Here is a 24,766-nt window from a genome sequence, read left to right on the forward strand (position 1 = left end):
CCGGCTCAGGCCGCGTAGAACATGGAGCGCGTGGGGCGCGGGGTGCTGATGAACTTCATCTCGTTGATCATCCGGTTGAAGTCCTTCTGGTCGATGCCCGTGGAGCCGTGGGCCTGCGCGCGGGTGGCGTACTTCTCGTAGGTGTCCACCACCTTCTTCGCCTCCGGCGTGAGGCGGTCGTAGTTCATGCGCGCCCACTTCATCGTGTCGGTGAACTCGGTGCCGGCCGCGTTGCCGTCCAGGTCGCCCGCGCCCTTCTCGATGGCGGCGGTCAGGTCGCTGCCGGAGATGGGGCCCTGCTTGGCGTCCAGGCCCTCCAGCGCGTCGCGCATGGAGCTGTCGTGGAAGGTCTTGAAGCCCTCCATCTTCTTGAACATGGCCTCGGTCTCCTTCTGGGTCATGCCCTCGGGGCCGGCCTTCCTCGCGGCGTGCTGGTAGGTCTTCAGGACCTCCCGGGCCTCGGGCGTGAGGCGGCTCTCGTTCCTGGCGGCCCACTTCTCGAACTCCCGCAGCTCGGAGGTGGTGGAGTGGCCGTCCGTGTCGGAGATGCCCTCCTTGATGGCCTGGGTGAGGTCCTCGCCGGAGATGGGGCCGTTCTGCTTGTCGAGCGCCTCCGTGGCCTTGCGGGCGCTCACGTCACCGGCGCCCACCTGGCGCAGCTCGCGGTTCATGGCGGCGGTCTCCGCGTCGGTGAGGCCGGTGCGGCCCTGCGCCTGCGCCGCCTTCGTGTGCTTGCGGTAGACGTCCAGGACCTCCTTGGCCTCCGGGGACAGGCGGCTCTGGTTCCTGGCGGCCCACTTCTCGAACTCCTTCAGCTCCGCGCCGCCGGCCTGGCCGTCGTGATCCGCGGTGCCGTTCCTGATGGCGCGGGCCATGTCCTGGCCGGACACCGTGCCGCCGTGGGTCTTGCTGTCCAGGTGGGCGAGCGCCTTCTTCGCGCTGGCGTCCCCCACGTCGCGCATCTCCGCGAGCATCTTCTTGAAGTCGCCCTGGGGGATGCCGGACTCGCCGCGCGCCTGGGAGAGCGCCGCGTACTTGCTGTAGATGTCCATCACCTTGCGGGCCTCCGGGGTGAGGCGCTCGCGGTTGTTGGCGGCCCAGTCCGCGACGGCGCGGTACTCGCTGGAGGCGGCCTGGCCGTCCAGGTCTCCGACGGCGGCCTCGATGCTGTCCGCGAACTGGTCGGCGCCGATGGGGCCGGAGGTCTGGTTCAGCTTGTTCATCTCCACCATGGCGCCCAGGTCCTTGGGCTGCCAGTTGTCGCGCCGGGGGCCGAAGCAGCCGTGGCCGTGGTGCGTGGAGAAGCCGTCGCCGTGGTGCGCCTGCCGCGACTTCAGGTCCTGGAGCTGCGCCTTCAGGCCCTCCATCTGCGACTTCATGTTGTTGAGGGTGGCCTTCATCTCCGCGGCCTGCTTCGCCGGGGACGTGGGGCCGCGCAGGACGGCGAGCTCCTTGTTCCCGAGAGCCGACTTGTTGTGGAGGGCGTGGGCGATGGCGGGGGAAGCGGACTTGTGGATGGTCATTTTCGATCTCCGGGTGGAGCGGCTTCCGTTGCGGAAGCGGTCATGCCGGGACCTATTGCTCGCGTCGTGCCAGCCCCCCGAGCCGGCACACCCTGAATGACTTCAACGGGTTACGCGGCGATGACGCGAAAACCGGGGTGGTGACAACAGTCACCAGCGGTGATGACAGTCATCATCTCCCCCACCCCCCGGGGTGGTGACCGGAGGCATCACTTCCTGCGCGCGGGCTTGAGCGCCTTGCGCACGCGCTGCTTGCCGGCGGGGCGGTCCGCGACGTGGACGTAGCCCCGCTTGAGGAAGAACGGGAGCGTGCCCGTGTAGGCCATGGCGTTGCTGACGCGCGCCGAGCCCTGGGGCGGTTTCACCGGATAGCCTTCGAGGGTGGCGGGGCCCTCGCGGCGCACCACGGCCTCCACGGCGGCGAGCAGCGCGGTGGCCACGCCCTGGTTGCGCCAGTTCCGGTGGATGAAGAAGCAGGGCACGGAGGTGACGGTGTCCGCGTCATCGCAGGTGAGGCTGGGGGCGCGGTCCAGGCGCGAGAAGGAGCGGCGCGGGCCGAAGGTGGCCCAGCCCACGGGTTCGCCGTCCGCGTAGGCGAGGATGCCCCTGGCCTCGCCGCTCGCGACCAGGGCCTTGAAGCGGCGCTTCGCCTCGGGGCCTCGCACGTCGTCGTAGCGCTCGCCCTCCGGGATGCGCCAGAACATGCACCAGCAGCCGCCGCAGGCGCCGTTGGGTCCGAAGAGCTTCTCGAGGTCGGGCCAGAGCTCCGGGGTGAGCTCGACGGTCTTCAGGTCGGGAGGGGCCATGGGCCGCCCGTTCTAGACTCCGCCGCGCAGCTCTGTCTCGGGCCAGAGGGCTCCGTCCCGCATGGTGAGCAGGAAGGTCAGCTTCCCCTGATGGAAGCCCCGCACCGGGCCGGTGGGTTCCGGGTAGCCCCCGGGCAGGCGCCAGTCCGGGGGCTGGAGCGGCGTGGCGGGGATGGACTGGCCCTGGCGCAGGGCGCCCACGTCTTGATCCGTGAGCGGGCGCGAGGGCGTCCAGGGGAGCAGGTCCCGGCCGTGCAGCTCGATGCGCGCGCCGTGACCGGGGTCCTTCCAGGGGCCAATGGCCGTGCGCTTCAGCGTGGAGAGGTGCGCGCCGCAGCCGAGTGCACGTCCCAAATCGCGGGCCAGGGAGCGGACGTAGTAGCCGCCGCGGCAGGTGATTTCCAGGACGCTGGCGGTGGGCAGGTGGTGCGAAAGCCAGCGCGCGGTGTGCAGGTACACGCGCGACGGAGGCAGGTCCACGGCTTCACCCCGGTGGGCCTTGCGGTAGGCGGGCTCGCCTCCGAGCTTCTTCGCGCTGGTGGCGGGGGGCACCTGATCCGACCAGCCGAGGAAGGGGCGCAGTGCTTCTTCGAGGCGCTCGGGGGTGAGCGCGGCCGCGTCTCCCTGATGTATCGGACGGCCGTGCAGGTCACCGGTGTCCGTCTCCGTGCCCCATTCCACCCGGGCCTCGTAGACCTTGGGCGCGGCGTGCAGGTGTTCGAAGAGGTGCGTGGCCGGGCCCACCAGCATCAGCAGCAGTCCTTCCGCGAACGGATCCAACGTGCCGCCGTGGCACAGCGCCGTGCGGCGGCCGGGGCGCGTTGCCTGCGCTTCCTCCTGGAAGGCACGGACGGTGGTGAAGCTGGTGGCGCCCACGGGCTTGTGCGTGAGGTAGAGGCCGGGCGTCATTCGTCGTTCCCGTCGCGCTTCACCGTCGTCGCGCCCTGCTCTTTCTCTAGGTACACGGGCGAGGTGCCGGTCTTGTCGGCGATGACTCGCGCGAGGCTCTCCGCGTGCGTCGTCACCCAGACCTGGCTGTCCTCCGAGGCTCGCACGATGAGCCGCCCCAGGGGCTCCAGCAGGTCCGGGTGCAGGCTGGTCTCCGGCTCGTTCAGCGCGAGGAGCGGCGGCGGCCTCGGACTGAGCAGCGCCGCCAGCAGGCACAGGTAGCGCAGCGTTCCGTCCGACAGCTCCGGCGCGGCCATGGGCCTCGACAGGCCGGGCATGTGCAGGAAGAGGCTGAAGCGGCCTTCCTCCGCTCGAATCTCCAGCCTTGCCCCGGGAAAGGCATCGTCGATGCCCTGCTCCAGGGCGCGGTCATCGCCAATCTCCCAGAGGGTCTGGAGCGCCGCGGCGAGGTCTCGCCCGTCCGACGCGAGCACCGGCGTGCGCACGCCCACCTGCGGGTGCCGGGGCAGCGCGTCCGGATCCGTGCGGAAGTGGTGGTAGAAGCGCCACGCGCTCAACGTGCGCTGGACCTCGCCCAGTCTGGGGAAGCGGTGCGGTTCGGAGAGCTGAGCCATCACCGACTCCGCGCCCCACAGCTCCGTGGGGAACGTGACGCGCTTGCCGTCCGCGTCGCGAATGAAGGCCGTGCGGTCCTTGCGCTCCATCAACACCAGACGCCGGCCTCCGGAGTGCGCCCAGAGGTGTTCCTCCTTCACCTCCGGATCCAGGGTGAACATCGTTGGCGGGGGCGGCCCGGGCACGATGCCGCATTGCAATTCGTAGGTGAGGTCGTCCAGGTCCACCGTCACGCGCAGGCGCACCGGCTTCCTGGGGTCGCGGGGGCCGGCCCACATCACGCTCGGGGTGCCGCCCTCCTCCGCCAGCGTGCGCGCGAGTCTCCCATCCGCCGCCGCCGCGAGCAGGTACAGCGCGCGGTACAGGTTCGTCTTGCCGCTGCCGTTGGGCCCCACCACCACGGTCACCGGCCCCAGCTCCAGGTGGAGCTGACGTACGGAGCGGTAGCCTGCGATGTCCAGACGCGTGAGGGGCATGGTGCGCGCGCCAGACTATCCGGCCCGAGGAGCTTCCGGTGGGCTTGCGCGCCCGCTCCGGTCCGTGCGCTAGACTTCCCTGGGCTTCGCGTCGGCCGAGGACCGCGACGCCCTCCGCAGGAGCATCCATCCCATGACGCCTTCCCTTCGCCTCCTGGGCACGGGCCTGTTCGCCTGCGTCCTGTCCCTGTCCGGCTGTAGCGACTCCGACTCCCCTCCCGTGCCAGACGCGGGCACGCCGGATCCGAAGCCTCTGGTCGAGCTCACCGACTACATCGACGTGGTTCCCAACGAGCCCTGCATGGACTCGAGCTATGCGTCCCCTCGGGCGAACTGCACCGACCCGGCCAGCTTCCCCCTCGCGGGCTGTGACCTGGACGCGGTGGGCGCCCTGGAGCCGTCCGGCGTCTACCAGGCCCTCTTCCGCTACAACTCCCTGAGCGCGTTCAGCGCGGGCTTCCGCCTGGACACGAACCCCAGGTTCCTGGGCGGCGCCCCCGTGTACCAGCAGGTGGGCCCCCAGGGGTTCTTCCTCACCGGGCAGTTCATCACCTCCAACAACGAGCATCAGTTGTACGCGCTCGCCGGCTGCCGCGTGCCGGAGCCGGGCCGCGTCACCGGCTGCTTCGTGCGCTGCACCAACGGCGTGCCGGAGTACTCAGGCACCTTCGATGCCCGGCGGATGAACCTGGCCCACGAAGCGGCCACGGGTGCGCAGCCCATGCGCCTCGTCTCCGAGACCACCGTTCCGGTGGGCGACCCGGTGGACGTCTACGTCACCAAGGGGCACGCGTACGTGGTGTCCCTGCCCCGAGGCGACGCGCCCGGTGGCCTGAGCGTCTTCAACGTGAAGGATCCGGTCCACCCGCTCTTCGTCACCTCCGTGAGCCTGCCCAACGACAACTATTGGAACGGCGTCTGGGCCCGGGGCGATGCGCTCTACATCGCCAGCAGCAACTCCGGCGTCATCCTCTACGACATCACCGACCCGGCGAACCCCCAGTACGTGCGAGCGCTGCCCGGCGGCTCCCTCAACGTGCACACCGTGTTCGTTGACGGGATCCGGCTGTACGCCATGTCCCCGTCCCCCAACGGCGAGACGCTCATGTTCAACGTGGACTCGCCGCTGAACCCCTATCTGCTCAGCCGCATCACCGTGACCGCTCAGGCAGGGAGCAACTACCCGCACGACGCGTTCGCCTACCAGGACCGGCTGTACATCAACCATACGACCGGCGGCTACGTGGTCATGGACGTGAAGCGCTCGGACATGACGTCCGTGCTGGGCAAGTACGTCTTCGACGGCCAATTCAGCCACGCGAACGCGGTGGGCACCATCAACGGGCGCACCATCGCCTTCGAGGGCGGCGAGCGCCCGGGCGCGCACCTGCGCGTGCTGGACGTCACCGATCCGGCGAAAATCCGCCTCATCGGCGAGGTGCGCAAGCGCCCGCAGACGTCCATCCACAACATGGTGCTGAAGGGCACGCGGCTCTACGTCGCCTGGTACCACGAGGGCGTGCGCGTCTTCGACGTGTCCACCCCCGAGCACCCGAAGGAGGTGGCGGCCTTCGACTCGTTCCAGGAGGCCCACCCGCGCAGCACCAACAGCCTCTACCAGGGGGCCACCGGCATCCGCGTGCCGGGCGATGGGTACGTGTACGTCGTGGACCTGTCGCGCGGCCTGCTGGTGCTGGCGGAGCCGTGAAGCCCCGCCGTCACTCCGCTTCGATGCGGTCGCGGCCGTTCTCCTTCGCCCGGTAGAGCCGGGCGTCGGCGACGCGCAGCAGCTCGTCCAGGGTGGTGCCGTCCTTCGGCGCCACCGCGAGTCCGGCGCTGAAGGTGACGTGGAGGGACTCGCCCTCGTCGCTCTCGAAGGACATCCCCGCCAGCTCCTCCGCCGTGCGGGAGAGGAGCTCCTTCGCGCTCTCCGCGGACACCCCCGGGAGCGCGACGACGAACTCCTCGCCACCCCAGCGGGCGCGCAGGTCCTCGCGGCGGAAGCGCGCGCCCAGCAGCCGTCCCAGCCCACCGCCGCCACGAAGGGACAGCGCAGCAACAGGCCGGTGAGCGCGTCTCGCTCCGTGCGCTCGCGCGACAGCCGTGCCCGCTCCAGGCGCGCGCGCACGCGGGCGCGCAGCTCCTCCTTCAGCACGGGCTTGGCCAGGTGCATCCGCGCCGGCCTGGAACGCGGCCAGGCGGAGCTCCAGCCCCACCTGCGCGGTGATGAGCAGGCCGGGCAGCGCCTGCCACTCCGGCGTCAGGCGCGGGATGCGGCACAGGTCGAACCCGCTGGGCCCGGGCATCCGCACGTCCAACAGCAGCAGGTCCGGGCGGCGCTGCGCGAGCGCGTCCAGGAGGCCGTTAGGCGTTCTCCAGCGCGTCGAAGTCCTGGTCGGAGGTGCCGTGCAGCGGCGCCATGCCCAGGCGCTGGCGCAGCACGTCCTGCTCCAGCTCCGACGTGGCCACGCGCGGTTGCCGCAGCTGGGTGCGGTAGCGGTCGTGGTCGGCGGTGGAGCCCGGGCGGCCCAGGATGAACAGGGCGCACAGGAGGAGCATCCGTGCGCCAGCGGCCAGCGCGGCGGAGCGCCTGGACAGGCGGGGTTCCATCACGGCACCAGGCGGCGGACTTCCTGCGGCAGGGTCATGGGGTCGAACGGCTTGCCGATGACGCCCACCGCGCCCAGCTCCAGGTAGCGCGCCACCTCCTGCTTCTGGACCTTGGCGGTCATGAAGATGATGGGCGTGTTCGCGGTGGCGGGCTGGGCGCGCAGCCGGCTGAAGGTGGTGGGCCCGTCCATGCCGGGCATCATCACGTCCAGGAGGATGACGTCGGGGCACTCCTGGCCCGCCTTCTCCAGGGCCTCCGCGCCGGAGGACGCGAGCACCGCCTTCCAGCCGCCCACACGGCTCAGGCTCAACTGTCCGATGGTGCGGATGTCGTCCTCGTCGTCCACGAGCAGGACCTTCTCGATTTTCGCCATGGGAGGGAGTGCTCCGGGCTGGGGTTTCTGGCTCGTGCTTCGCAAGCCGGGGCGAACTGGCTGTCAGGCGGCCTCGGGCCCGGGTTCGCACTCGGGCAAGTCGAAGGAGAAGCGGGTGCCGGTGGAGGGGGAGGTGGTGAAGCGCAGGGTGCCCCCCATGCGGGCCACCAGCCCGTGCGCGATGCTCAGCCCCAGGCCGGTGCCGGGGCGCTTGCGGGTGTCGGACGCGTCCGCCTGGGCGAACTTCTGGAAGACGTGGGCCTGGAAGGCCTCCGGGATGCCCGGGCCGTGGTCCTGCACGCCCACGCGCAGGGCGCCGTCCTCGCGGGTGAGGGACAGGGTGACGCGCTCGCCCTGGGGGGAGAACTTGATGGCATTGGACAGGAGGTTGGCCAGCACCTGGATGAAGCGGTCCTCGTCCACGCGGGCGCGGGCGTCGGGGATGTCCACCACGGCCTCCAGGCGCACGCCGTACTCGGCCGCGTAGCCCTGGTGGGCCAGGAGCGCCTGGGTGAGCAGCGGGGCCACGTCCGTGGGCACCAGCTTCAGGTCCAGCCGGCCGGACTCCACCTTCTCCAGGTCCAGGATGTCGTTGATGAGCCGCAGCAGCCGTTCGCTGTTCCGGTGGGCGATGTTCACCATCTCCTCCACCTGCGGATCCAACGGGCCCACGATGCCGCCGTTGAGCAGGCCCAGCGAGCCGCGGATGGAGGTGAGCGGCGTGCGCAGCTCGTGGCTCACGGTGGAGATGAACTCGTTCTTCATCCGCTCCACGCGCTGGCGCTCCTCCTCCAGCCGGCGGGCCTGGGTGACGTCGCGGGCGACGGCGTAGAGCAGCCCCTCCTCCGGGTCCGGCACGGCGTTCCACTGGAGCCAGCGCCAGGAGCCGTCGCGGCAGCGGGCGCGGTGCTCGAACTGGAGGACGGGCAGGCCCTCCCGGGCGCGGGCGAGGTGCCGCGAGGTGGCGGCGCGGTCCTCCTCCAGGGCCAGGTCCACCAGGGACGCGCTGTAGAGCTCCGCCTCGCTGAAGCCCAGGGTGCGGCTCCAGGCGCGGGACAGGCGCAGGAAGGTGCCGTCCATGGCGGCGATGCAGAGCATGTCCACGGAGACCTCGAAGAAGCGCTCCTGCTGCTCCAGCGCCGTGCGGGCCGCGCGCTCGTCCATGGCGTTGAGCTCCCCTTCCGCCCAGGCGGCCAGCCCCGCGAGCGCGGCGCGGTCCGCGTCGGAGAAGTCGCGGGGGTGCGAGTCGATGAGGCACAGCGTGCCCACGCGGCTGCCGTCCACGGCGCGCAGCGGGTGGCCCGCGTAGAAGCGGACGAAGGGCGCGCCCAGCACGAAGGGGTTGTCGTGGAAGCGCGGGTCCTTCAGCGCGTCCGGCACCACGAAGGTGGTGGGGGTGAGGATGGCGTGGCCGGAGAACGACGACTCGCGCGGCGTCTCGGTGACGTCCAGGCCGTGGCGGGCCTTGAACCACTGGCGGTCCTCGTCAACGAGGGTGACGAGCGCGATGGGCATGCGGAACAGGTGCGACGCCGTGCGCACGATGCGGTCGAAGCGTTCCTGGGCAGGCGTGTCCAGCAGACACAGCGAACGCAGCGCCTGGAGGCGCCGCGACTCATCCGCCGGCGTCGAGGGAGCAAGCATGGCGTACCCCCTGTGCTACCCCATGTGTCTGCCATTGGGGAGAGGGGCCCGCGCGAAGGCCAGGCCCAGGCCCCGGGTGCGGAGGACAGGCGGGCACCCCCCATTGCAGTCCGGGAGGATTTGTCTGCCCATGGCGCCGCGCTAACCGGCGCGTCGCTTCCGGGCAGGGGGCGCGGGCTTCTTCCGGGCGGTGGGCGAGGCCCCGGGAGCAGGCTTCGGAGGCATGACGGACACCACCGTGCGCACCACGCGCGCCACGGCCTTGAGCCTGGGGGGCTCCAGCTCGCGCAGCGTGCGCACCAGCCGGCGCAGCTCCAGCGAGTCCTCCTGGCGCGGCGGGGAGCGGACCTGCGCCTGCGCGGAGCCGGGCCCCACGCCCAGGAGCGCGTCCGCGGACACGGAGAGCACGTCGCACAGGCGCCGCAGGGTCTGGGCGCGGGGCAGCATGCGGCCGCGCTCCATGCGGCTGTAGACCTCCATGGCGATGCCCACGCGCTCGGCCACGTCCGCCTGCGTGAGTCCCAACCGCAGCCGCGCTTCGCGGGCGGCGGCTCCGAATATCGTGTACAGGTTTTCGTTCACCGGGGCGGGCACCCCCAAAACCTTGCATCTCTCCCCCCGCGCGCAAGTTTTCGGGGCGACAGGCCTTGGGGCCCCGGGCTTCAGCGGCCGCGCAGCGCGAGCGCGCCCTGGATGATGAGGCCCATGGCCTTCAAGGCCTCTTCATCCAGGGGCCGCAGCGCGCGCACCAGCCGGCGCAGCCCCGGCGGATCCTCCTCGCGGTCCGCCAGGGCCAGCGTGCGCGCCTCCTCCGGCGGCGAGGGCCCGTCCAATCCCAGGAGCGTGTCCGCGCGGATGCGCAACACCATGCACAGCCTGCGCAGGGTGGTGGAGCTGGGCAGCACCCGTCCGCGCTCCATGCGGCTGTAGACCTCCATGGCGATCCCCACCTGGCTGGCGACGTCGCCCTGGGTCAGGCCCTGCCGCTCGCGGGCCGCCCGCGCCGCGTTGCCCACCGTGATGGCCAGCTCCTCGTTCATTGCCGCTCACCACCCCTGGCCGGATGTGTCTCCCATGAAGTCAGGCGCCCGGCGTCCTACCTGACACAGCACCAACACTACCCCAAGGGGCGTTTGCCATGCTATGGACCTGGCAGGTCATTTCCATCCATTTCCGCATGCCTCCTCCCAGCCACATCCTCCCTCTTCGATTGAACCCTCCACATCCAATGTCCTTCGAGCCCCGACAGGGCCCGGGAGGCGCGGCGTCATGAACCTGGAAGGAGGACATCCGCTGCTCCTTCAGCCCCAGGAGGTGGTGGGCAGCTTCCGGCTGCTGAAGCGCCTGGCCACGGGGGGCTACGGCACCGTGTTCCTGGCGGAGACCGGGGGCTTCCACGTGGCGCTGAAGTTCGCGCTCCAGGGGCCGCAGGACGCCGAGGACGGCTCGCAGGTGGACGCGCGCACGCTGAAGGAGGTGAGCGTGCTGCACCGCATGACCCACCCCAACGTGGTGGCGCTGCGCGGCTACCACCGCTGGCCGCACCCGCTCACGGGCTACCTCTTCCTGGTCATGGACTACGTGGAGGGTCCCACGCTGTCGGACTGGGCGGTGGAGACGAAGCCCACGGCGCGGCAGGTGGCGCGGCTGTTCGCGGAGCTGGCGCTGACGCTGGACTTCATCCACCGCGCGGGCGTGCGCCACCGCGACATCAAGGGCAGCAACATCATCGTGCGCGCGTCGGACGCGCGGCCGGTGCTGGTGGACTTCGGCTCCAGCGACCACGCCTGCGCGCCGGCCATCACGGACGGGCGGCCGCCGCCGGGCACGCCCAGCTACCGCAGCCCGGAGCTCCTGCGCTACTGGTTGAGCAACCCCAAGGGCATGGCTCGCTACAACTATCAGCCCACGGACGATCTCTACTCGCTGGGGCTCACGCTCTTCCAGGTGCTCACGGGGGACTTCCCCTACCCTCCGGACCTGCCGGCCGCGGCGCTGCTGGACGGCATCCAGGCCATCAAGGGGCGCTCCGCGCGCGCGCTCAACCCGCGCGTGCCCCGCGCCCTCAATGACATCTGCGACCGGCTGCTGCGCCGGGACGCCAGCCAGCGCTACCAGATGGGCGCGGACCTCTACACCGACCTGAGCACCGCGCTGGAGCGCGCCCCGGACAGCTGGGACACGCCGCTGTTCGCCGCGCCGCCGCTCCACGAGGCCGTCACGGAGGAGTCCGACGCGTACTTCGACGGCGACGAGGAGGCCCGCGAGCTGCGCCGCTGGGCCCGCGCCCGGGAGCGGCGCGTCCCCGGCGCGGCGCCCCACTCCAGCGCGTCCACGCCGCCCGTGACGCCGACGTCTGGACCGTCACTGGGGCTGGCCGCGCCCCTGCCTCCGCCCATGCCCTGGTGGGTGGCCCGGCGGCTGGCGTGGCGCAGACAATGGGAGCGGTGGCTCCGGCGTCTGGGATTGCGCCGGGGCGGATGAACCCCAGGAGTCCCATGACTTCCATCCAACCCTGGACGTTTGAACGCGACAGGGTTTGTGTTACCTGCGGGGTGGAGCGATTTCCGCTCGACCCTGGAGGTTGGAAGGCAGGACATGAAGACGCCCGATACGACGACGGAGGAGATTCCCGGCATGCCCCGCCGGCCGCGCGTGCTGTTCACGGTGGGAGGCACGGCCTTCGAGTTCGTGCGCAAGCTGGAGGTGCGCGCCACGGGGGAGCTGCTGATGCTGGCGCGCAGGCGCTACCGGGGCGGGCTGGGCGGCCCGGTGGTCATCAAGCGGCTGCGCAACCCGTCCGGGTTCGTGGAGCGGCGGCGGCTGGTGGAGGAGGTGGAGCTGACGTTCCGGCTCAACCACCCGGGCATCGCGAAGGTCTACCACCTGAAGGCCTACCGGGGCGTCCCGCACGTGGTGATGGAGTACGTGGAGGGCCGGTCGCTGGACACGGTGCTGAACCTGGTGGCCATGCGGCGCAAGCCCATGTCCCCGGCCTTCGGCGCGTGGGTGGTCTCCGAGGTGGCGGAGGCGCTGCACCACGCGCACACGCTGCGGGACGAGTGGAACCGCCCGCTGGGCATCGTGCACCGGGACGTGAGCCCCCGGAACCTGCGCCTGGGCGTGCATGGCGAGGTGAAGCTCACGAACTTCACGGCGGCCTTCTCCACGCTGCCGGGGAGGGAGATCACCAGCCGTCCGCTGGTGAAGGGCGACGTGGCGTACGCCTCGCCGGAGGCGCTGCGGCGCGAGCCCGTGGACGCGCGCAGCGACCTGTTCTCGCTGGGGCTGGTGCTGCTGGAGGTGCTGACGGGGACGCACCCGCTGGCGCAGGGGGACCCGGCGCCTCCGCCCCCGCCGGACCTGCCGCTGGTGCAGGCGCAGGGGCCCACGTGGATGCCGCTGACGGAGGTGGCGGCGCGCATGGCGCTGGTGGGGCCCGGGGAGGTGGAGAAGCTGGCGCGCGACGCTCCAGCGGGCCTGCGCGCGGTGGTGGTCCGCGCGCTGCGCCAGTCCCCGGCGGAGCGCTTCGGCACGGCGGCGGAGCTGGCCGCGGCGCTGCGGGAGTGGCTGCGGGAGCACGCGCCCGCGTACGGACGGCAGGCCGCCGCGGAAGAGGTGGCGGAGGCGGCGCGCGAGGCCACCGGCCGGCGCAACCAGGCGGAGCTGCTGGAGGGGGGCCTGCACCCGGAGGAGCTGACCGCCGAGGAGGCCGCGATGACGTCCGAGTCCTCCGGCGCGGAGGGCCCGCCGCCGTTCCTCGGAGGCGACGACGTGACGCCGGACCTGGATGACGAACCCCTGCCCGTGGAGGCCCTGGACGAGCTGGCCGGGCCAGACGAGGAGGTGCCGGGAGACGGCTTCGACGACGACGACGACGGCCACCAGCCGGTGTGAGCCGTGGCGCCGGAGGTCCATGACTGTCTTTTCAAATCAAACCCAGCCATCTGCACGGCGCTCCGCCCGGCCATGCCTTCGTGCGCACGCCCGGCGATGAAGCGGCACCCGCGCGCGGGAGGGCCCTGATGCCTGGCCGCCTGCCCTCCAGCCCCTTGCGGGTGCTTCCGGAGCAGGTTGCCGCGGGCCAGGAGCGATGAAGAACCTCTTCCGACGGAGGGAACCCTTCATGGCCACCAACGACAAGCGCCCCGCCCCCACGCAGCCCGCCGAGGACTTCTACGGGCGTCCGACGGATCCACGCGGCGAAGCACCCCAGCGCTCCAGCGCCGAAGAGGAAGAGGAGGAGGACGAGCGCCAGCCCCGCCGCGACCAGACCGGGGACGACGACGACGGCGACGCTCGCCGCTACGACGCCAGCGGCCTGCGCCCGTACGACCCTCGCGAGCGTTCACCGGGGTCCTCGCTCGACGACATGCCGGACGGCGACGGCCCTCGCAGCGACGCGGGCACCAACCCGGTGAGCGACGTGTACCGCTACGGCCACCCGGACCGCATGCCCTGAGAGCGCTCCTCCCGCGCCCCGGACGCCGAGGGCCAGGACCCGGGCATCCCGCCCGGGCCTGGCCCCTCGTCACATCCGCATGGCGGCCAGCGCTGGAGCGCCTCAGCCCGCGCGGCGGGGCGCGTGATCCAGGCGGTGCGCGTCCACCCACGCCTCGGCCTGCGCCAGCGTGTCCACGAAGACCGTGTCGAAGCTGGCCGCGTGGCCGGTGAGCAGCATGGCCACGGACATGGCCTTGCCCACCACGCGCTGTGTCAGGTCGGAGCCCACGTACACCACCGAGCGCATCCACTCCGCGCGCACGTTGTTGGCCAGGTACTTGCGCGACTCGGCGGGCAGCTCCGACCCCGGCACCTCCGCCACCAGGTAGAACGGCCCCTTCGCCGCCATCTCCTCATAGACGCGCAGCGCCCACTTCGCGTCCTGCAGCCCCACGATGCCCGTGTACTTCGTGTGCAACACGTCCGGCGCAATCATGCGGATCCGGTGCACGCCACACGTCCACTCGCGAATCTGTTGCTCCATGCGGTCCTCCCCCCGGCTTCTGGGAAGACCCTACGCCGGACCCCTCCACCCAGGGAAAGTGCCCAAACGCATCCCTGCCCTTTCGTACAAGGAATCGCTGTCCATTGGATGTCAGACCCCCTCTGTACTGTGTACCCATTCCGACAGCCTTCAGAGGGGGAACCACCATGACGGAAACCCGTGAAATGCCGCGCGTCTCGGTGAACAAGCTGGGCGAGTACCTGGTCGCCACGCCCGCCCGCCGCAAGCGCATCATCCACGACCAGAAGCACCCGCCGGAGGCCCAGTACCTGCGCTATCCGGAGGCGTCCCAGGCCATCACGGACTTCCTGTGCCGGGGCATGGACCTGAACGTGCTGCGGGAGGCCCAGCGCCGCTTCGCCTGCGCGGTGCCGCAGACGGAGTTCGAGGCGCAGCGCATGCAGCTGTGCTCGGAGGCGCTGGAGCGCTTCGCGGACCTGGTGCCGTGGTTGGACCTGGACGACGCCATCATCAGCGCGGTGGGCGCGGAGCCGCCGGTGCTGGAGATGGCCGGCGTCACCATCAGCGTGCGCCCGGAGGTGGTGGTGCAGCGGCTGGACAAGCAGGGCAACCCGCGCGTGGGGCTGATGAAGCTCTACTTCTCCAAGACGCACCCCCTGGACGAGCGCAGCGGCCAGTACATCGGCACGCTCCTGCAGCGCTTCGCGGAGCAGCACCTGTGCCGGCTGGGCCCGGCGGACCACCGGCTGATGACCGTGGTGGACGTGTTCGCGGGCTCGCTGTTCGTCGCGCCGCGCGCGCACATCCGCCGGCTGGGCGACGTGGTGCTCGCGTGCGAGGAGATCGCCGAGCGCTGGGCGGTCCACTGACGTCCGGCGGCCTCGCCGTTCAGGCGTGCCCCTTCAGCGCGCCGGCGGCTTCCCGGCGGCGCCGGTGGGCCTCCAGCCACGCGCGGGCCTGGGCCTCCGAGTCCACGAACTGCGCCTCCAGCTTCGTGTCGTCGACGAACTGGAGCGCCACCACGAGCGCCTGCAGCACCTCGCGGTGCATGCGACTGGCGCCGAAGAAGACGATGGCGTGGAACCAGCCGGGGCGCACGTGCTCGGCCAGGTACTTGCGCGGCGCGACCGAGAGCCCCTCGGGGTTGCTGTCGCTCAGGTCCACGACGAAGTAGAGCGGCTTGTCGGGGCCCGCCTCCAGCTCGCGGAACACCCTCACCAGCTCCCGCACGTCCGGCTCTGAAAACGAGCCCCGGATCTTCGCCCAGAGGATGTCGGAGGACTCCAGCGAGACACGCTGGGTCCCGAAGACCCACTCCCGAAGCACCGCCATGCCCTCTCCCACGCAGAGGGGCATGAGGGTAACCAGATCCCGGGGGACGTCACCAGTCCGCGACGCGTTCTTTCCGGGCCTTGTCCGAAGGTACTACTCGCCGGGTCGCGACGGCCGCGCGCACCGCGCGTCCTTCCGGACCGGGTCCTCCCGCCCTCCTCGCACGTCGCGTCATGACGTCCCGGGCGGGGCCGCGCGGCGTGCGCTGTGTCACGGCCGGGTCAGCGCGGCGCGCGGGGCTGCCAGGACGTGCCGGGAAAGCCGCTATGCTCGGGGTGCGGGCGGCCGGACGGACGGTCGTCCCTGGGCGCATCACCGGCCGGTTGTCGTGGCGCGCTTCCTTGCTCACCGTGAAGGGTCGCGCCGCGTGCGCGGAGGATGGGAGCGTGGTGCTGGATTCCCTGTGGAGGAGACGCGCCGTGCTCGTGTCGGGCAAGGGCGGCGTGGGCAAGACGACGCTCTCCGCGGCGCTGGCGGTGGCGGCGGCGCGCGCGGGCCGTCCGGTGCTGCTGGCGGAGCTGTCCCCGGACGAGGGCGGCCCGTCCGCGCTCGCGGGGCTGGTGGGCGCGAACGAGGCCGGGCCGCGCGTGGTGGCAGCGGGGCCGAACCTGTCCTTCGTGCGCCTGTCCGCTCCCGAAGGGCACCGGCTGTTCCTGGAGGAGACGCTGCCCGCGAAGTGGCTGGCGGACGCCGCGCTGCGCTCCAAGGCGCTGCGGCGCTTCCTGGAGGCGGGCCCCGCGCTCAAGGAGATGGGGCTGATGTTCCAGCTGCTGTCCCTCTTGCGACGCAAGCATGCGGACGGGCGCTGGGTGCACCCGCTCACCGTGGTGGACCTGCCCGCCACCGGTCACGCGCTGGCGCTGGCCACGCTGCCCCGGAGCATCCTGTCGCTGATGCCGGGCGGGCCCGTGGGGCGCGCGGTGCGTGAAGGGCTGGACCTGCTCCAGGACCCCGCGCGCACGGGCGTGGTGCTCACCACCCTGCCGGAGCCGCTGCCCGTGAGCGAGACGCTGGCGCTGGTGGGCGAATTGAAGGACGTGGGGTTGCCCCTGTCCGCCGCGGTGCTCAACCGCATGCCGGAGGACCCCTTCACGCCGGAGTCGCGCGCGGCGCTGGAGCGGCTGTTGGAGACGCACGGGCCACACCGGGGACAGCGGGCGCTGGAGCGGCTGGAGCGCGCGCGGCAGGCCCGCCAGCGGCTGGCGGCGGGCGTGGCCGTGCCGCACTGGGGGCTGCCGGAGCTGGCGCTGACGGGCGTGGCGCTGGTGGAGCGGCTGGCGGAGCACCTGATGTCCAAACTCGAAGGGGCCGCGCTCCACCCCGGCCAGGAGGCCACGCCATGAACCTGGACGGACTGCTGCGCGACAAGCGCATCCTCGTGCTGTGCGGCGCGGGCGGCGTGGGCAAGACGACGACGGCGGCGGCGCTGGGCGTGGCCGCGGCGCGCGCGGGGCGCAAGGTGCTGGTGCTCACCATCGACCCGGCGCGGCGGCTGGCGGAGGCCATGGGGCTGAAGGAGAACGGCGCGGAGCCCACCACCGTGCCTCCGGAGCGCCTGTACGCGGACGGCCCGCGCGGCGAGGGCCGGCTGGACGTGTGGATGCTGGAGCCGCGCATCGTCTTCGAGCGCATGGTGCGCCGGATGTCCGCCACGGAGAGCGCCGCGCGCACCATCCTGGAGCACCGCCTGTACCGCTTCCTGTCGGAGCTGGTCGCGGGCGTGCAGGAATACGCCGCCGCGGAGGCGCTGGACAGCTTCCTCGCGGAGGGCCACTACGACCTCATCGTCCTGGACACCCCGCCCAGCCGCCACGCGCTGGACTTCCTGGACGCGCCGGGCCGGCTGTCGCGCTTCCTGGACGAACGGATCGTCTCCCTCTTCGGGCCGGACTCGGGCCGCACCGGCCGGCTGTGGCAGGGCGCGCAGGCGCTGGTGGGCAAGGTGCTGGACGGCATCTTCGGCGGCGGCTTCGCGCAGGAGATGCGCACCTTCGTCGGCGCCTTCGGCGGGCTGTTCGCCGGCATCCGCCTGCACGCGGACCGGCTGCGGGAACACCTGTCGTCGAAGGACGCGGCGTTCCTGCTCGTCACGTCGCCGGAGGCCGCCGCGCTGCGCGAGGCCACGTTCTTCCAGCAGACGCTCCAGGCCAAGGGGCTGCCCTTCGCGGGCTATGTGCTCAACCGCAGCTGGGCGCGCGATGACGGCCTGGCCCCGGCCGCCGCGCTGAAGCCGCACGCGAACAACGCCGCGGACTCGGACGCCGTGGTCGCGCTGGAGCACCTGGCGGGCGTGGAGGACGCGCGCGCGAAGGCCCACCGCTCGCTGCTGGCGAGGCTGGCGGAAGGCCTGCCCCGGGGCGCAATGGCCATCGCCGCGCCGGACGCGGGCGCGGACCTGGAGGACTTCCGGGGCCTGGTGCACCTGGGCGACGCGCTCACCGTCGCCTGACCCCAGCGCGCGCGGCGCCGCGGCCTGGGGCGGACGGGCGAGCGGCGCCGTACCTGGCCGGCTGGAGCTTTGCGCGTCCGGACCCGCTTCCCATGTTCGCAAGTCGAGGAGGCTTGCGACGCACATGGGCACCAAGGACTACAGCAACGGAAACGGCAGGCATGACCTGGGGCGCGCGGACATCTCCACGCCTCCCACGGATGCCATGGCCACGCACCGCTCGCCGGACGTGGCGCCGCCAGGCTCGCGCGAGCGCGCGGAGGCCGACGTGAGCGGTTGGACGCCCGGGCGCGACGAGCGCCCCGCCGACCGACAGGGGCGCTTCCACCGCGCCGCCGCGTGGCGCCTGGGCCGCGTGCGCACGGACGTGGACGACACGGGCACCTGGCGCGCGGACCGGGAGGGCGAGCGCGATGGCGGCACCGCCGGCCCCTACGGCCGCGACGACCGGGACGTGCGCTACGCCAACGGCGCGGGCCCCCGGCGCACCCAGGGCGAGGACACGGTGCAGGAGATGCCTCACGAGCGCGCCGACTACCGCGAGTGGGACCGCACCGGCTACGGCGGCGAGGAGCCCCTCCTGCGAGACCGCCAGGGCCGCGGCGCGCCGGGGTGGCGCGAGGACCCGAGCCTGCGCGAGCGGCTGGCCCCGCGAAGGGAGGAGGCCTTCCCGTTGGATCCGAGGCTCCGGGCCTCGCCCCGTGACCCGGCCCCGGCGTCCGGCGCCTCCCGCCGCCGCTGGAGGCGCGAGCCGCTCACCGCGCGCGACATCATGACCCGGCAGGTGCGCACCGCGCGGCGCGACAGCAGCCTGCGCGAGGTGGCGCAGTTGATGCGGGACGAGGACTGCGGCGTGGTGCCCATCGTGGACGCGGAGGGGCGGCTCCAGGGCCTGGTCACGGACCGCGACCTCGCGCTGCGCGCCTTCAGCGGACAGCGCGCCGTGGACGGCCTGCGCGCCGGGGACGTGATGACGGAGGACCTGGAGGCGGTGCTGCCGGAGGAGGACCTGCATGGCGTCATCGAGCTGATGGGCCGCCGCCAGGTGCGCCGCGTCCCCGTGGTGGAGCCCGACGACCGGCTCGTGGGCATCATCGCGCTGGGGGACATCGCCAGCCGCGCGGATCAGGACGAGGAGCTGCAGGAGGCACTGGAGCGCATCTCTTCGCGGCGCTCGTTCTGGAGCCGGCTGCGCTGAGGAAGCCGGCCCGTGGGGACGGGAGGCGTGGAGAGCCTCCCGTCCGGGACGCCAGGGCTTCAGGTGATGGCGACGACCACGCCGTTCGCGTCCACCGTGACGGTGAACTTCTTCAGGTCGCTGGTGGCGGGGCCCTGCGTGACGGTGCCCGTCTTGGTGAACGTGGACGCGTGGCAGGGGCAGAGCAGCTCGTTGAGGCCCGAATCGAAGCCCACCTCGCACCGCTGATGCGGGCAGACGGAGTCCACCGCTGAATAGGTCCCGTCCTCCAGCTTGAAGACGAAGATGCGCTTTCCGTAGCCCCTGGGCCGGCCGCTCACCATGCCGCCCGTGTTCTGGAGGTCCGGGAACTCCTCGAAGGTCAGCGCCAACTTGCCGCGCACCACCGCAGGGAAGTTGGGATCACCATCCAAGATGTTGATGCTCAGCACCTGTGTGCCCGCGTTGTACGTGCTCGCGTACTGAGTGAGCGGCACCGTGGCGGGCGAGTGCGTCACCGTGCCGTCGAGCGCGAACCTCGACAGGTGGCAGGGGCACACGGCCTCCTTGCCGTCGAAGCCCATGGGGCAGCCCACGTGGGTGCACGTGGCGGACAGCACCGCGTAGGTGTCCGCCGTGGGGTGCATCACCAGCAGGTTCTCCTGCCCGGACTCCTTCGGGAAACGCAGCGTCACCGCGCCGCCCTCGCGGGACAGGTCCGGGTAGCGCTGCACCACCAGGGCGACGATGCCGTCCTCGCCGGGCATGGGGACGTCCAGCACCGGCGCGGGGTCGATGTTCGGCGCGCACGCGGGCGGCAGGCCCGCCACCACCACGCCCGTGCCCAACAGCTTCTTGAAGAAGTCGCGACGCGACGAGCTCACGTGCCCTCCGTGAAGACGAGGTGCGGCTCCAGCACCAGCTCGTCATCGACCTTCACCAGCAGCAGCGTGGGCCGTTCGATGTTGTAACCCTCCAGGCTGATCTTGAAGGTGCCGTCCGCCGTCACCTGCGAGGCGGAGTCGAACTTCACCGTCATGGGGATTTCGACGTCCTTCGTCACGCCGTGGAAGGTCAGCTTGCCCTTGAGGGTGACCGGCACGGTGCCCGGGAAGGTGGCGGGCGGCTTCACGCCGGAGCCCACGGCCTTCACCTCCACCAGCGGGAACTTGGAGGCCTCCGTCACCTCCAGCATGTGCGTGTCGCGGTTGGAGTTCTGCGAGTCGAAGTCCTTCACCTGCGCGCGCACGGCCACCTGCAGGGTGCCGTCCGGCTTGAGCACGGCCTTGCCCTCGCTGGGGGGCGCCTTGCCGGACACGGTGTGCATCTTGTGGATGAGCTTGTAGGTGAGGTTGCTGGAATCCTTCTTCACCGAGAACATCTTCGCGTTCTGCGCTGCGGCGGGAAGCGCGAGCAGCAGGGCAGCGGACAGAACGAGTCGTCGAGCAATCACGGCGTCCTCCAGAGGGGGCTACGTCTTGTCTCCGCACAACGGCCGGCGCGCGGAGACATTCACGACAAGGGGATGGGGTCAGAAAGTGAGCGTGACGATGCCCGCGGCGACGCAGCCCAGCGTGGCATAGCCCACCACCTGGTGCGCGGTGGCGTACTTCGGCTCCGTGATCTCACCGTAGCTGTGGGTGGCCAGGATGCCGAGCACGGCCTGGGCAATCATCCCGGCGGTGGCCAGGCTCATGAAGATCTTGTGGAACGTCACCGTATCCCACTGGAACGGGCGCTCCACCGGGTCCGGCGCCAGCACGCCCAGCGTGCCCACCGTGGCGAACAGCACCGACGTGCCGATGACGACGCCCCGGTGCCAGGCGAGCAGCGAGCGGTCGTCCCCGCCACCCCGGAACGAGCGGTTGAACTGAAGCTGTCCCAGCACCGTGGCCGCGGTGAGGCCGCCCGCCATGGCCAGGCCCAGGCCCTGGTGCAGCTTGAGCATCGTGCGGCGCGTCTCCAGCTCCTTCTGGAGGTTCGGATCCAACAGGCCCTTGGACGCCTCCGCCTCCGGCGTGAGCAGGTCGAAGTCCAGCCCGGGCTCGGACGACGGCGTCGTGCCGCTGGAGTCCTGCGTCTTGGAGGCCGCCGTCGAACCGGACTCCGGCGTGGCGGACACCGGCGGCGCGACGTCCGGCGTCACCGGTGCCGCGGGCGCGGCATCCTGCGGGGGCGGCGGCACCGGCGTGCTGGGCCTGCGCTTCGCGGGCTTGCGCTTCGCCGCGGCGACCATCACGGGAGCATCCGGCGCGAGGGCCGCGCCAGCGGGGGAGGCCGCCAGGAGCATGACGGCCAGGAGGGGTGAAATGACGCGGGTCATCATGGGGTTCCCGAGGAGACAACGCGGCCCGTTACAAAAGAGGGGGGCCATGCCTTCCCAGGCTACCCCGGCTCGCGGTGCCGGTGCACGACGGTGCGTACCGTCCAGGTGAACCTTGTTCTTCCTGTCGGCCGCAGCCATGAGCACCCCAGTGCCGACGGATGTTGCGTGCTCCAGGTGTGTCAGGCAGGTGTCGTCGTCGGCACCTCCGACCGCGGCCCGGTGCCGTGCGAGAGCTCCTGCCCCAGGGCGCGCGGGTCGAAGTAGGCGAAGAAGCGGCGGACCCGGTCGCCGTCCCACTCGATGATGGAGACGCCCTCGTAGGCGATGGCGGCCCCGTTGCGCGCGGTGCCTTGCGTCTCCCACTCCAGGGCGACGCGGTCGCCGGATTCGATCATGTTGCGGAAGACGGACTTCACCTGGCCCAGGGTGCCCTTGTACTCGGTCCAGAAGCGGCGGGCGCCGTCGAGGCCGGAGTAGATGTTGGGAGAGGCGACGTTGCTCACCTGTGCATCGTCGGCGAAGAGGGCGACCATCGGCTCGATGTCGCCGTCCTGCTCCAGTTTCAGCAGTGCATCCACGAACCGCTGCGCTCGTTCCATCGGGAGTCCTCGCTCGTCGCGAAAGGGGGATGTGCCCGGGAAGGGTGCGCACGAGAGGGGCACGTGGCCTTGCGGCGGAGGCCGCTCCCTTGTCCCGCGGCCGGGAGGCCCCCCTCTTGCTCCCGGGCGGCCCGCTGCTGAAAGAGGGACGCCGTCATGTCCCAGGAAGTCCACCGCGCCCAGCCGTCGTCCGCCCCGAGGAAACAGACCTGGCAGGAGGCCGAGGCATCCCTGCTGGCCCTGGCCCCTCCCATGGCGGAGCGGGCCGAAGGTGCATTGGAGGTAGCGGCCAACGCCTCGGCCCCCGCGTCCGGGCCGCACACGCCCAGGTCCGCCGGGCAATGCCGCTCGCGGAGGACACGCGGGGCCGGGAGCTGTTCGAGCGCCTGGGATTCACGACGGTGGGAACCCACGCGAAGCACGCGAGGGAGGGCGGCGTGTGGCACGACATCGTGGTCGTGGAGAAGGTGCTGCGCTGACGCGTCCGGAGGCGGCGCTACGGACACTGTCTTCTCAACGCCCCCGAGGACGGCAGGTGCCCTCTTGCTCGCGGGCCGTCCGCCGGAGGATGACTGTCCTCCAGGAGCACCCATGCCCCAGGAAGCCCTCCGTTCCGCGCCGCCGTCCTCCTCCACCGACGACGGGGCACTCGCCGACGTCCCCGAGTCCATCGCGGCGGAGTCCTCCTCGCCGCTCGCGCTCTTGATGGAGGAGGTGCGTTCGCCGGGGATGGTGCGTGCGGACATCGACGCGCTCATCGTGGGCCTGGGCCGTCCGCCCGCGCCGGACGAACCGCCGCGCGAGCGGGCGGACCTGCTGCTGGGGCTCCTGGACCGGAGCAACCCGCTCGGGGACTACACGGGTTCGGGCGGGATGAAGGTGCGGCATGCGGCGAAGGAGGCCCTGCTCGCCATGGGCTATCCGTACGCGATGGAGCTGCCTCCCGACCTGCTGGAGACGCAGGAAGAGGGCGCGAGGAAACCGGGGCTGAGCGGGGGCGACATCACGCTCGCGCTGGTGAGTGCGCTGTACCAGTCGGGGGTGCTGGTGGCGACGTGGTACCTCCTCGGATACCACCAAGCGACGACCGGGGTGATGCTCAGCGTTGGCGCGGGCATCTGGCTCGCCACCCTGTGCGCCCTGATGAGCCACCACTCCCGTGCGCGGAACATGCAGATCGTCGCTTCGACACTGCTGTGGGTGGCGACGGTGGGGTGGTTCCTGGTGGCCCTCCCCGCCGCCGTGTTCACGAGTGGCCTGGCCCTGGTCGTCGCCCCGTGGCACCTGGCGCTGTGGACCGCCATCTCCCTGCGCCCGGAAGCCGAAGAGGAGGAACCGCCAGCGCCGAAAACGCGCCGGCCCCGGTCATCAGGACCGCAAGCGCGGTGATCAGCGCCGCGCGTCCCGGGCCCACTCCTCGCGCGTCCACCCCTGGCGTTCATAGAGGGCCCGGCGCTCGGCGGGCAGGGCGTCCCAGGAGACGCCGGGGTCCAGGTCCTTGGGGCGGCTGAAGAGGCCGGGGACGTCGCTTCGGACGGCCTGGGCGGCGCGCTCGGGGGTGAGGCCGCGCAGGCCGTAGCCCAGCTTGAGGGCGGCGTGGCCCTGGCTGGCCTTGTCGGAGACTTCGAAGGCGACGCCGCCGCCGAACTCCGCGGTGCGCGGGTTGACGTTCGCATGGGCCCGGGCGTGCGGGCCCGCGCCGAGGGACAGCTCCACCTTGCCCTGGGAGTCGCGGCTGACGCTGGCGATGCCCAGCTCCACCTGGAGCTGCGCCTCCGACTTGCCGTGCGCGTCCATCATCACCTCCAGGCCCAGGGGACCCGCCTTGGTGGCGATGCCCGCCTGCGTCTCCCGGTCGGTGGTGCCGCGCGCGGAGACATGGGCCTCCCGCTTGAAGTGGAGCATCTCGAGGGACGCGCTCACTTCGGCGGAGACGAAGGCACCGGCGGGGCGTTCGCCGGAGAGGACCCGGGCGCGGGCGGTGACGGTTTCATAGGCCTGGACGAGCGAGTGTCGAGGGCGTCCCAGTCCGGCCTTCCATTCGGCCTCGTAGCGTTCGCGCCGCGGGTCGGACCAGGAGAGGCCGAGTGACGTTTCGCGCAGGTCCAGCGCCTGCGGAGGTCCCAGCGTGCGGAGGGCCTGGAGGCTGCCGGCCTGGGCCACGGCGTCGCCGTAGCGTCCCAGGTACGCGTCGTAGGCGACGACGGTGGCGCGGCCCACGTCGGTGGCATGGGCATTCACCGCATCGCGCAGGGCGCCGGGCAGCTTCGGATCATTGACGAAGGTCTCCGGACGACCCGGCATGCCGAGCGGCCCCTCCGCACTGCCCGGGCGACGGGAGAGGACGCCATTCGACGCGGCCTGTTCGAGGAAGGCCTGGCGCGAAGGAGCGTCCATCCGGGACACGTAGGTGGCGAGCAGTCCGTCGCGGTCCATGCGCTCCAGCGTGGCGCGGTACGCGTCGCGAGGCACGGAGCCGAGCGCATCGTGCGCGGCCTTCACATCGCCGCCGGTGAGGAAGGGATTGGACAGGCTGCGAGTCAGATGTGAACGGACCGAGGCATAGACATCCTCGGGGACGGGGGCGGAGGGAGAGCGCAGCCGGCCGCCCATCGCCGCGAGCTCGCGAGCGGACACGGCGGGGCCGTCCGCGTGCGTGGGGGTCCGGGGCGCGGAGGGAGCAACGGGGGGACCGTCATAGGGCCGCAGCTCATTGCGAGCGGGCGCGGAGGCACTGCTCTCACTGACGGAGGTCCTGCGGGCCGCGGCCGTGCCCACGCGAAGCTCGGGCGCGGGTGCATCGGGTTCAGGAGGCGTGGGTTCGGGGGACAGGGGGCTGCCACCGGGCGCATCGATTCGGGACATCAGGCTCGCTCCGAGGAAGGAGGAGCCCCTGCCCCGTGCAGCCGGTGCGCCACGGGAAGGTGCCCGGAATCACAGGCGCCCTTTCGCATCCA

27 protein-coding genes are annotated in these 24,766 nt (G+C 71.7%); 10 read left to right on the plus strand and 17 right to left on the minus strand.

Annotation, left to right across the window (positions count from 1 at the left end):
* Window positions 1–5: 5 nt before the first annotated feature.
* The 4 genes from KYK13_RS37985 to KYK13_RS38000 form a co-directional block, all read right to left on the minus strand.
* Window positions 6–1,523, minus strand: coding sequence for a hypothetical protein (locus KYK13_RS37985; protein ID WP_223640203.1), 1,518 nt, complete (start codon window positions 1,521–1,523; stop codon window positions 6–8).
* Window positions 1,524–1,732: 209 nt separating this feature from the next.
* Window positions 1,733–2,329 (minus strand): GNAT family N-acetyltransferase, encoded by a 597-nt coding sequence (locus tag KYK13_RS37990; protein WP_223640205.1) that lies wholly within the window; start codon window positions 2,327–2,329, stop codon window positions 1,733–1,735.
* 12 nt (window positions 2,330–2,341) lie between these two features.
* On the minus strand, window positions 2,342–3,238 hold the full coding sequence (truB, locus tag KYK13_RS37995; RefSeq protein WP_223640208.1) for a tRNA pseudouridine(55) synthase TruB: 897 nt from the start codon (window positions 3,236–3,238) through the stop codon (window positions 2,342–2,344).
* Entirely contained in the window at window positions 3,235–4,329 is a 1,095-nt protein-coding gene (locus tag KYK13_RS38000) for an AAA family ATPase (RefSeq protein ID WP_223640211.1), read from the minus strand. The genes truB and KYK13_RS38000 overlap by 4 nt, the downstream gene beginning before the upstream one ends.
* 133 nt (window positions 4,330–4,462) lie before the next feature.
* Here KYK13_RS38000 and KYK13_RS38005 point away from each other — a divergent pair, with 133 nt between their 5' ends.
* Window positions 4,463–6,037 (plus strand): LVIVD repeat-containing protein, encoded by a 1,575-nt coding sequence (locus KYK13_RS38005; RefSeq protein WP_223640214.1) that lies wholly within the window; start codon window positions 4,463–4,465, stop codon window positions 6,035–6,037.
* A gap of 10 nt (window positions 6,038–6,047) precedes the next feature.
* Here KYK13_RS38005 and KYK13_RS38010 read toward each other — a convergent pair whose 3' ends face one another.
* The 6 genes from KYK13_RS38010 to KYK13_RS38035 form a co-directional block, all read right to left on the minus strand.
* Window positions 6,048–6,686 (minus strand): diguanylate cyclase, encoded by a 639-nt coding sequence (locus tag KYK13_RS38010; protein ID WP_223646948.1) that lies wholly within the window; start codon window positions 6,684–6,686, stop codon window positions 6,048–6,050.
* 7 nt (window positions 6,687–6,693) lie between these two features.
* A complete protein-coding gene (locus KYK13_RS38015; RefSeq protein ID WP_223640217.1) occupies window positions 6,694–6,939 on the minus strand; it encodes a hypothetical protein in 246 nt (81 codons plus the stop codon).
* Window positions 6,939–7,313 carry a response regulator gene (locus KYK13_RS38020; protein ID WP_223640220.1) on the minus strand — a complete coding sequence of 125 codons (375 nt, stop codon included), beginning with the start codon at window positions 7,311–7,313 and terminating at the stop codon, window positions 6,939–6,941. The genes KYK13_RS38015 and KYK13_RS38020 overlap by 1 nt, the downstream gene beginning before the upstream one ends.
* A gap of 63 nt (window positions 7,314–7,376) precedes the next feature.
* A complete protein-coding gene (locus KYK13_RS38025) occupies window positions 7,377–8,957 on the minus strand; it encodes an ATP-binding protein (RefSeq protein ID WP_223640222.1) in 1,581 nt (526 codons plus the stop codon).
* 141 nt (window positions 8,958–9,098) lie between these two features.
* Window positions 9,099–9,539, minus strand: a complete 441-nt coding sequence (locus KYK13_RS38030; protein WP_223640224.1) for a helix-turn-helix domain-containing protein — start codon at window positions 9,537–9,539, stop codon at window positions 9,099–9,101.
* A gap of 80 nt (window positions 9,540–9,619) precedes the next feature.
* Entirely contained in the window at window positions 9,620–9,997 is a 378-nt protein-coding gene (locus tag KYK13_RS38035; RefSeq protein WP_223640226.1) for a helix-turn-helix domain-containing protein, read from the minus strand.
* A gap of 229 nt (window positions 9,998–10,226) precedes the next feature.
* On the opposite strand from KYK13_RS38035, the gene KYK13_RS38040 reads away from it, so the two are divergent.
* The 3 genes from KYK13_RS38040 to KYK13_RS38050 all read left to right on the plus strand — a co-directional run bounded on the left by KYK13_RS38040 (window position 10,227) and on the right by KYK13_RS38050 (window position 13,419).
* Entirely contained in the window at window positions 10,227–11,441 is a 1,215-nt protein-coding gene (locus tag KYK13_RS38040; RefSeq protein WP_223640228.1) for a serine/threonine-protein kinase, read from the plus strand.
* Window positions 11,442–11,555: 114 nt separating this feature from the next.
* A complete protein-coding gene (locus tag KYK13_RS38045; RefSeq protein ID WP_223640230.1) occupies window positions 11,556–12,854 on the plus strand; it encodes a serine/threonine-protein kinase in 1,299 nt (432 codons plus the stop codon).
* A 229-nt stretch (window positions 12,855–13,083) separates the two neighbouring features.
* Entirely contained in the window at window positions 13,084–13,419 is a 336-nt protein-coding gene (locus KYK13_RS38050) for a hypothetical protein (RefSeq protein ID WP_223640233.1), read from the plus strand.
* Between the two features lie 102 nt (window positions 13,420–13,521).
* Here the strand turns inward: KYK13_RS38050 and KYK13_RS38055 are convergent, their stop codons facing one another.
* Window positions 13,522–13,944: an STAS/SEC14 domain-containing protein gene (locus tag KYK13_RS38055; protein WP_223640235.1), complete on the minus strand. Its 423-nt coding sequence runs from the start codon at window positions 13,942–13,944 to the stop codon at window positions 13,522–13,524.
* Window positions 13,945–14,111: 167 nt separating this feature from the next.
* Here KYK13_RS38055 and KYK13_RS38060 point away from each other — a divergent pair, with 167 nt between their 5' ends.
* Window positions 14,112–14,795 carry a hypothetical protein gene (locus KYK13_RS38060; protein WP_223640238.1) on the plus strand — a complete coding sequence of 228 codons (684 nt, stop codon included), beginning with the start codon at window positions 14,112–14,114 and terminating at the stop codon, window positions 14,793–14,795.
* Between the two features lie 19 nt (window positions 14,796–14,814).
* On the opposite strand, the gene KYK13_RS38065 is transcribed toward KYK13_RS38060, so the two are convergent.
* Complete coding sequence (locus KYK13_RS38065; RefSeq protein WP_223640241.1) at window positions 14,815–15,258, minus strand: STAS/SEC14 domain-containing protein; 444 nt, start codon at window positions 15,256–15,258, stop codon at window positions 14,815–14,817.
* A 389-nt stretch (window positions 15,259–15,647) separates the two neighbouring features.
* Between KYK13_RS38065 and KYK13_RS38070 the strand changes: the two genes are divergently transcribed.
* From KYK13_RS38070 to KYK13_RS38080, 3 genes are all read left to right on the plus strand, one after another.
* Complete coding sequence (locus tag KYK13_RS38070) at window positions 15,648–16,601, plus strand: ArsA family ATPase (protein ID WP_370645464.1); 954 nt, start codon at window positions 15,648–15,650, stop codon at window positions 16,599–16,601.
* Window positions 16,598–17,707 (plus strand): ArsA-related P-loop ATPase, encoded by a 1,110-nt coding sequence (locus tag KYK13_RS38075; protein ID WP_223640247.1) that lies wholly within the window; start codon window positions 16,598–16,600, stop codon window positions 17,705–17,707. The genes KYK13_RS38070 and KYK13_RS38075 overlap by 4 nt, the downstream gene beginning before the upstream one ends.
* Window positions 17,708–17,831: 124 nt before the next feature.
* Window positions 17,832–18,905, plus strand: coding sequence for a CBS domain-containing protein (locus KYK13_RS38080; protein WP_223640249.1), 1,074 nt, complete (start codon window positions 17,832–17,834; stop codon window positions 18,903–18,905).
* A 59-nt stretch (window positions 18,906–18,964) separates the two neighbouring features.
* Here KYK13_RS38080 and KYK13_RS38085 read toward each other — a convergent pair whose 3' ends face one another.
* From KYK13_RS38085 to KYK13_RS38100, 4 genes are all read right to left on the minus strand, one after another.
* Window positions 18,965–19,768: a ubiquinol-cytochrome c reductase iron-sulfur subunit gene (locus KYK13_RS38085; protein WP_223640251.1), complete on the minus strand. Its 804-nt coding sequence runs from the start codon at window positions 19,766–19,768 to the stop codon at window positions 18,965–18,967.
* The gene (locus tag KYK13_RS38090; RefSeq protein WP_223640253.1) at window positions 19,765–20,337 is read right to left on the minus strand and encodes a YceI family protein; all 573 of its coding nucleotides are present in this window, start codon (window positions 20,335–20,337) and stop codon (window positions 19,765–19,767) included. The genes KYK13_RS38085 and KYK13_RS38090 overlap by 4 nt, the downstream gene beginning before the upstream one ends.
* 78 nt (window positions 20,338–20,415) lie before the next feature.
* Window positions 20,416–21,210, minus strand: a complete 795-nt coding sequence (locus KYK13_RS38095) for a hypothetical protein (RefSeq protein WP_223640255.1) — start codon at window positions 21,208–21,210, stop codon at window positions 20,416–20,418.
* Window positions 21,211–21,389: 179 nt separating this feature from the next.
* On the minus strand, window positions 21,390–21,809 hold the full coding sequence (locus KYK13_RS38100; RefSeq protein ID WP_223640257.1) for a nuclear transport factor 2 family protein: 420 nt from the start codon (window positions 21,807–21,809) through the stop codon (window positions 21,390–21,392).
* A 341-nt stretch (window positions 21,810–22,150) separates the two neighbouring features.
* On the opposite strand from KYK13_RS38100, the gene KYK13_RS38105 reads away from it, so the two are divergent.
* Together KYK13_RS38105 and KYK13_RS38110 are read left to right on the plus strand one after the other, a co-directional pair.
* Window positions 22,151–22,288 (plus strand): hypothetical protein, encoded by a 138-nt coding sequence (locus KYK13_RS38105; RefSeq protein ID WP_223640260.1) that lies wholly within the window; start codon window positions 22,151–22,153, stop codon window positions 22,286–22,288.
* Window positions 22,289–22,400: 112 nt separating this feature from the next.
* The gene (locus KYK13_RS38110; RefSeq protein WP_223640263.1) at window positions 22,401–23,198 is read left to right on the plus strand and encodes a hypothetical protein; all 798 of its coding nucleotides are present in this window, start codon (window positions 22,401–22,403) and stop codon (window positions 23,196–23,198) included.
* Here the strand turns inward: KYK13_RS38110 and KYK13_RS38115 are convergent, their stop codons facing one another.
* Window positions 23,199–24,674: a hypothetical protein gene (locus KYK13_RS38115; protein WP_223640266.1), complete on the minus strand. Its 1,476-nt coding sequence runs from the start codon at window positions 24,672–24,674 to the stop codon at window positions 23,199–23,201.
* Between the last annotated feature and the right edge of the window lie 92 nt (window positions 24,675–24,766).

The organism is Corallococcus sp. EGB (assembly GCF_019968905.1).
Lineage (GTDB): Bacteria > Myxococcota > Myxococcia > Myxococcales > Myxococcaceae > Corallococcus.

Excerpts from the sequence above, each read along its gene's own strand:
- KYK13_RS38040 (WP_223640228.1), top strand. The coding sequence starts at position 10,227 with ATGAACCTGGAAGGAGGACATCCGCTGCTCCTTCAGCCCCAGGAGGTG.
- KYK13_RS38105 (WP_223640260.1), top strand. The coding sequence starts at position 22,151 with ATGCCGCTCGCGGAGGACACGCGGGGCCGGGAGCTGTTCGAGCGCCTG.
- KYK13_RS38080 (WP_223640249.1), top strand. The coding sequence starts at position 17,832 with ATGGGCACCAAGGACTACAGCAACGGAAACGGCAGGCATGACCTGGGG.
- KYK13_RS38100 (WP_223640257.1), bottom strand. The coding sequence starts at position 21,809 with ATGGAACGAGCGCAGCGGTTCGTGGATGCACTGCTGAAACTGGAGCAG.
- KYK13_RS38110 (WP_223640263.1), top strand. The coding sequence starts at position 22,401 with ATGCCCCAGGAAGCCCTCCGTTCCGCGCCGCCGTCCTCCTCCACCGAC.
- KYK13_RS38050 (WP_223640233.1), top strand. The coding sequence starts at position 13,084 with ATGGCCACCAACGACAAGCGCCCCGCCCCCACGCAGCCCGCCGAGGAC.
- KYK13_RS37990 (WP_223640205.1), bottom strand. The coding sequence starts at position 2,329 with ATGGCCCCTCCCGACCTGAAGACCGTCGAGCTCACCCCGGAGCTCTGG.
- KYK13_RS38115 (WP_223640266.1), bottom strand. The coding sequence starts at position 24,674 with ATGTCCCGAATCGATGCGCCCGGTGGCAGCCCCCTGTCCCCCGAACCC.
- KYK13_RS38060 (WP_223640238.1), top strand. The coding sequence starts at position 14,112 with ATGACGGAAACCCGTGAAATGCCGCGCGTCTCGGTGAACAAGCTGGGC.
- truB (WP_223640208.1), bottom strand. The coding sequence starts at position 3,238 with ATGACGCCCGGCCTCTACCTCACGCACAAGCCCGTGGGCGCCACCAGC.
- KYK13_RS38075 (WP_223640247.1), top strand. The coding sequence starts at position 16,598 with ATGAACCTGGACGGACTGCTGCGCGACAAGCGCATCCTCGTGCTGTGC.
- KYK13_RS38035 (WP_223640226.1), bottom strand. The coding sequence starts at position 9,997 with ATGAACGAGGAGCTGGCCATCACGGTGGGCAACGCGGCGCGGGCGGCC.
- KYK13_RS38025 (WP_223640222.1), bottom strand. The coding sequence starts at position 8,957 with ATGCTTGCTCCCTCGACGCCGGCGGATGAGTCGCGGCGCCTCCAGGCG.
- KYK13_RS38065 (WP_223640241.1), bottom strand. The coding sequence starts at position 15,258 with ATGGCGGTGCTTCGGGAGTGGGTCTTCGGGACCCAGCGTGTCTCGCTG.
- KYK13_RS38020 (WP_223640220.1), bottom strand. The coding sequence starts at position 7,313 with ATGGCGAAAATCGAGAAGGTCCTGCTCGTGGACGACGAGGACGACATC.
- KYK13_RS38045 (WP_223640230.1), top strand. The coding sequence starts at position 11,556 with ATGAAGACGCCCGATACGACGACGGAGGAGATTCCCGGCATGCCCCGC.
- KYK13_RS38055 (WP_223640235.1), bottom strand. The coding sequence starts at position 13,944 with ATGGAGCAACAGATTCGCGAGTGGACGTGTGGCGTGCACCGGATCCGC.
- KYK13_RS38095 (WP_223640255.1), bottom strand. The coding sequence starts at position 21,210 with ATGATGACCCGCGTCATTTCACCCCTCCTGGCCGTCATGCTCCTGGCG.
- KYK13_RS38000 (WP_223640211.1), bottom strand. The coding sequence starts at position 4,329 with ATGCCCCTCACGCGTCTGGACATCGCAGGCTACCGCTCCGTACGTCAG.
- KYK13_RS38015 (WP_223640217.1), bottom strand. The coding sequence starts at position 6,939 with ATGGAACCCCGCCTGTCCAGGCGCTCCGCCGCGCTGGCCGCTGGCGCA.
- KYK13_RS37985 (WP_223640203.1), bottom strand. The coding sequence starts at position 1,523 with ATGACCATCCACAAGTCCGCTTCCCCCGCCATCGCCCACGCCCTCCAC.
- KYK13_RS38005 (WP_223640214.1), top strand. The coding sequence starts at position 4,463 with ATGACGCCTTCCCTTCGCCTCCTGGGCACGGGCCTGTTCGCCTGCGTC.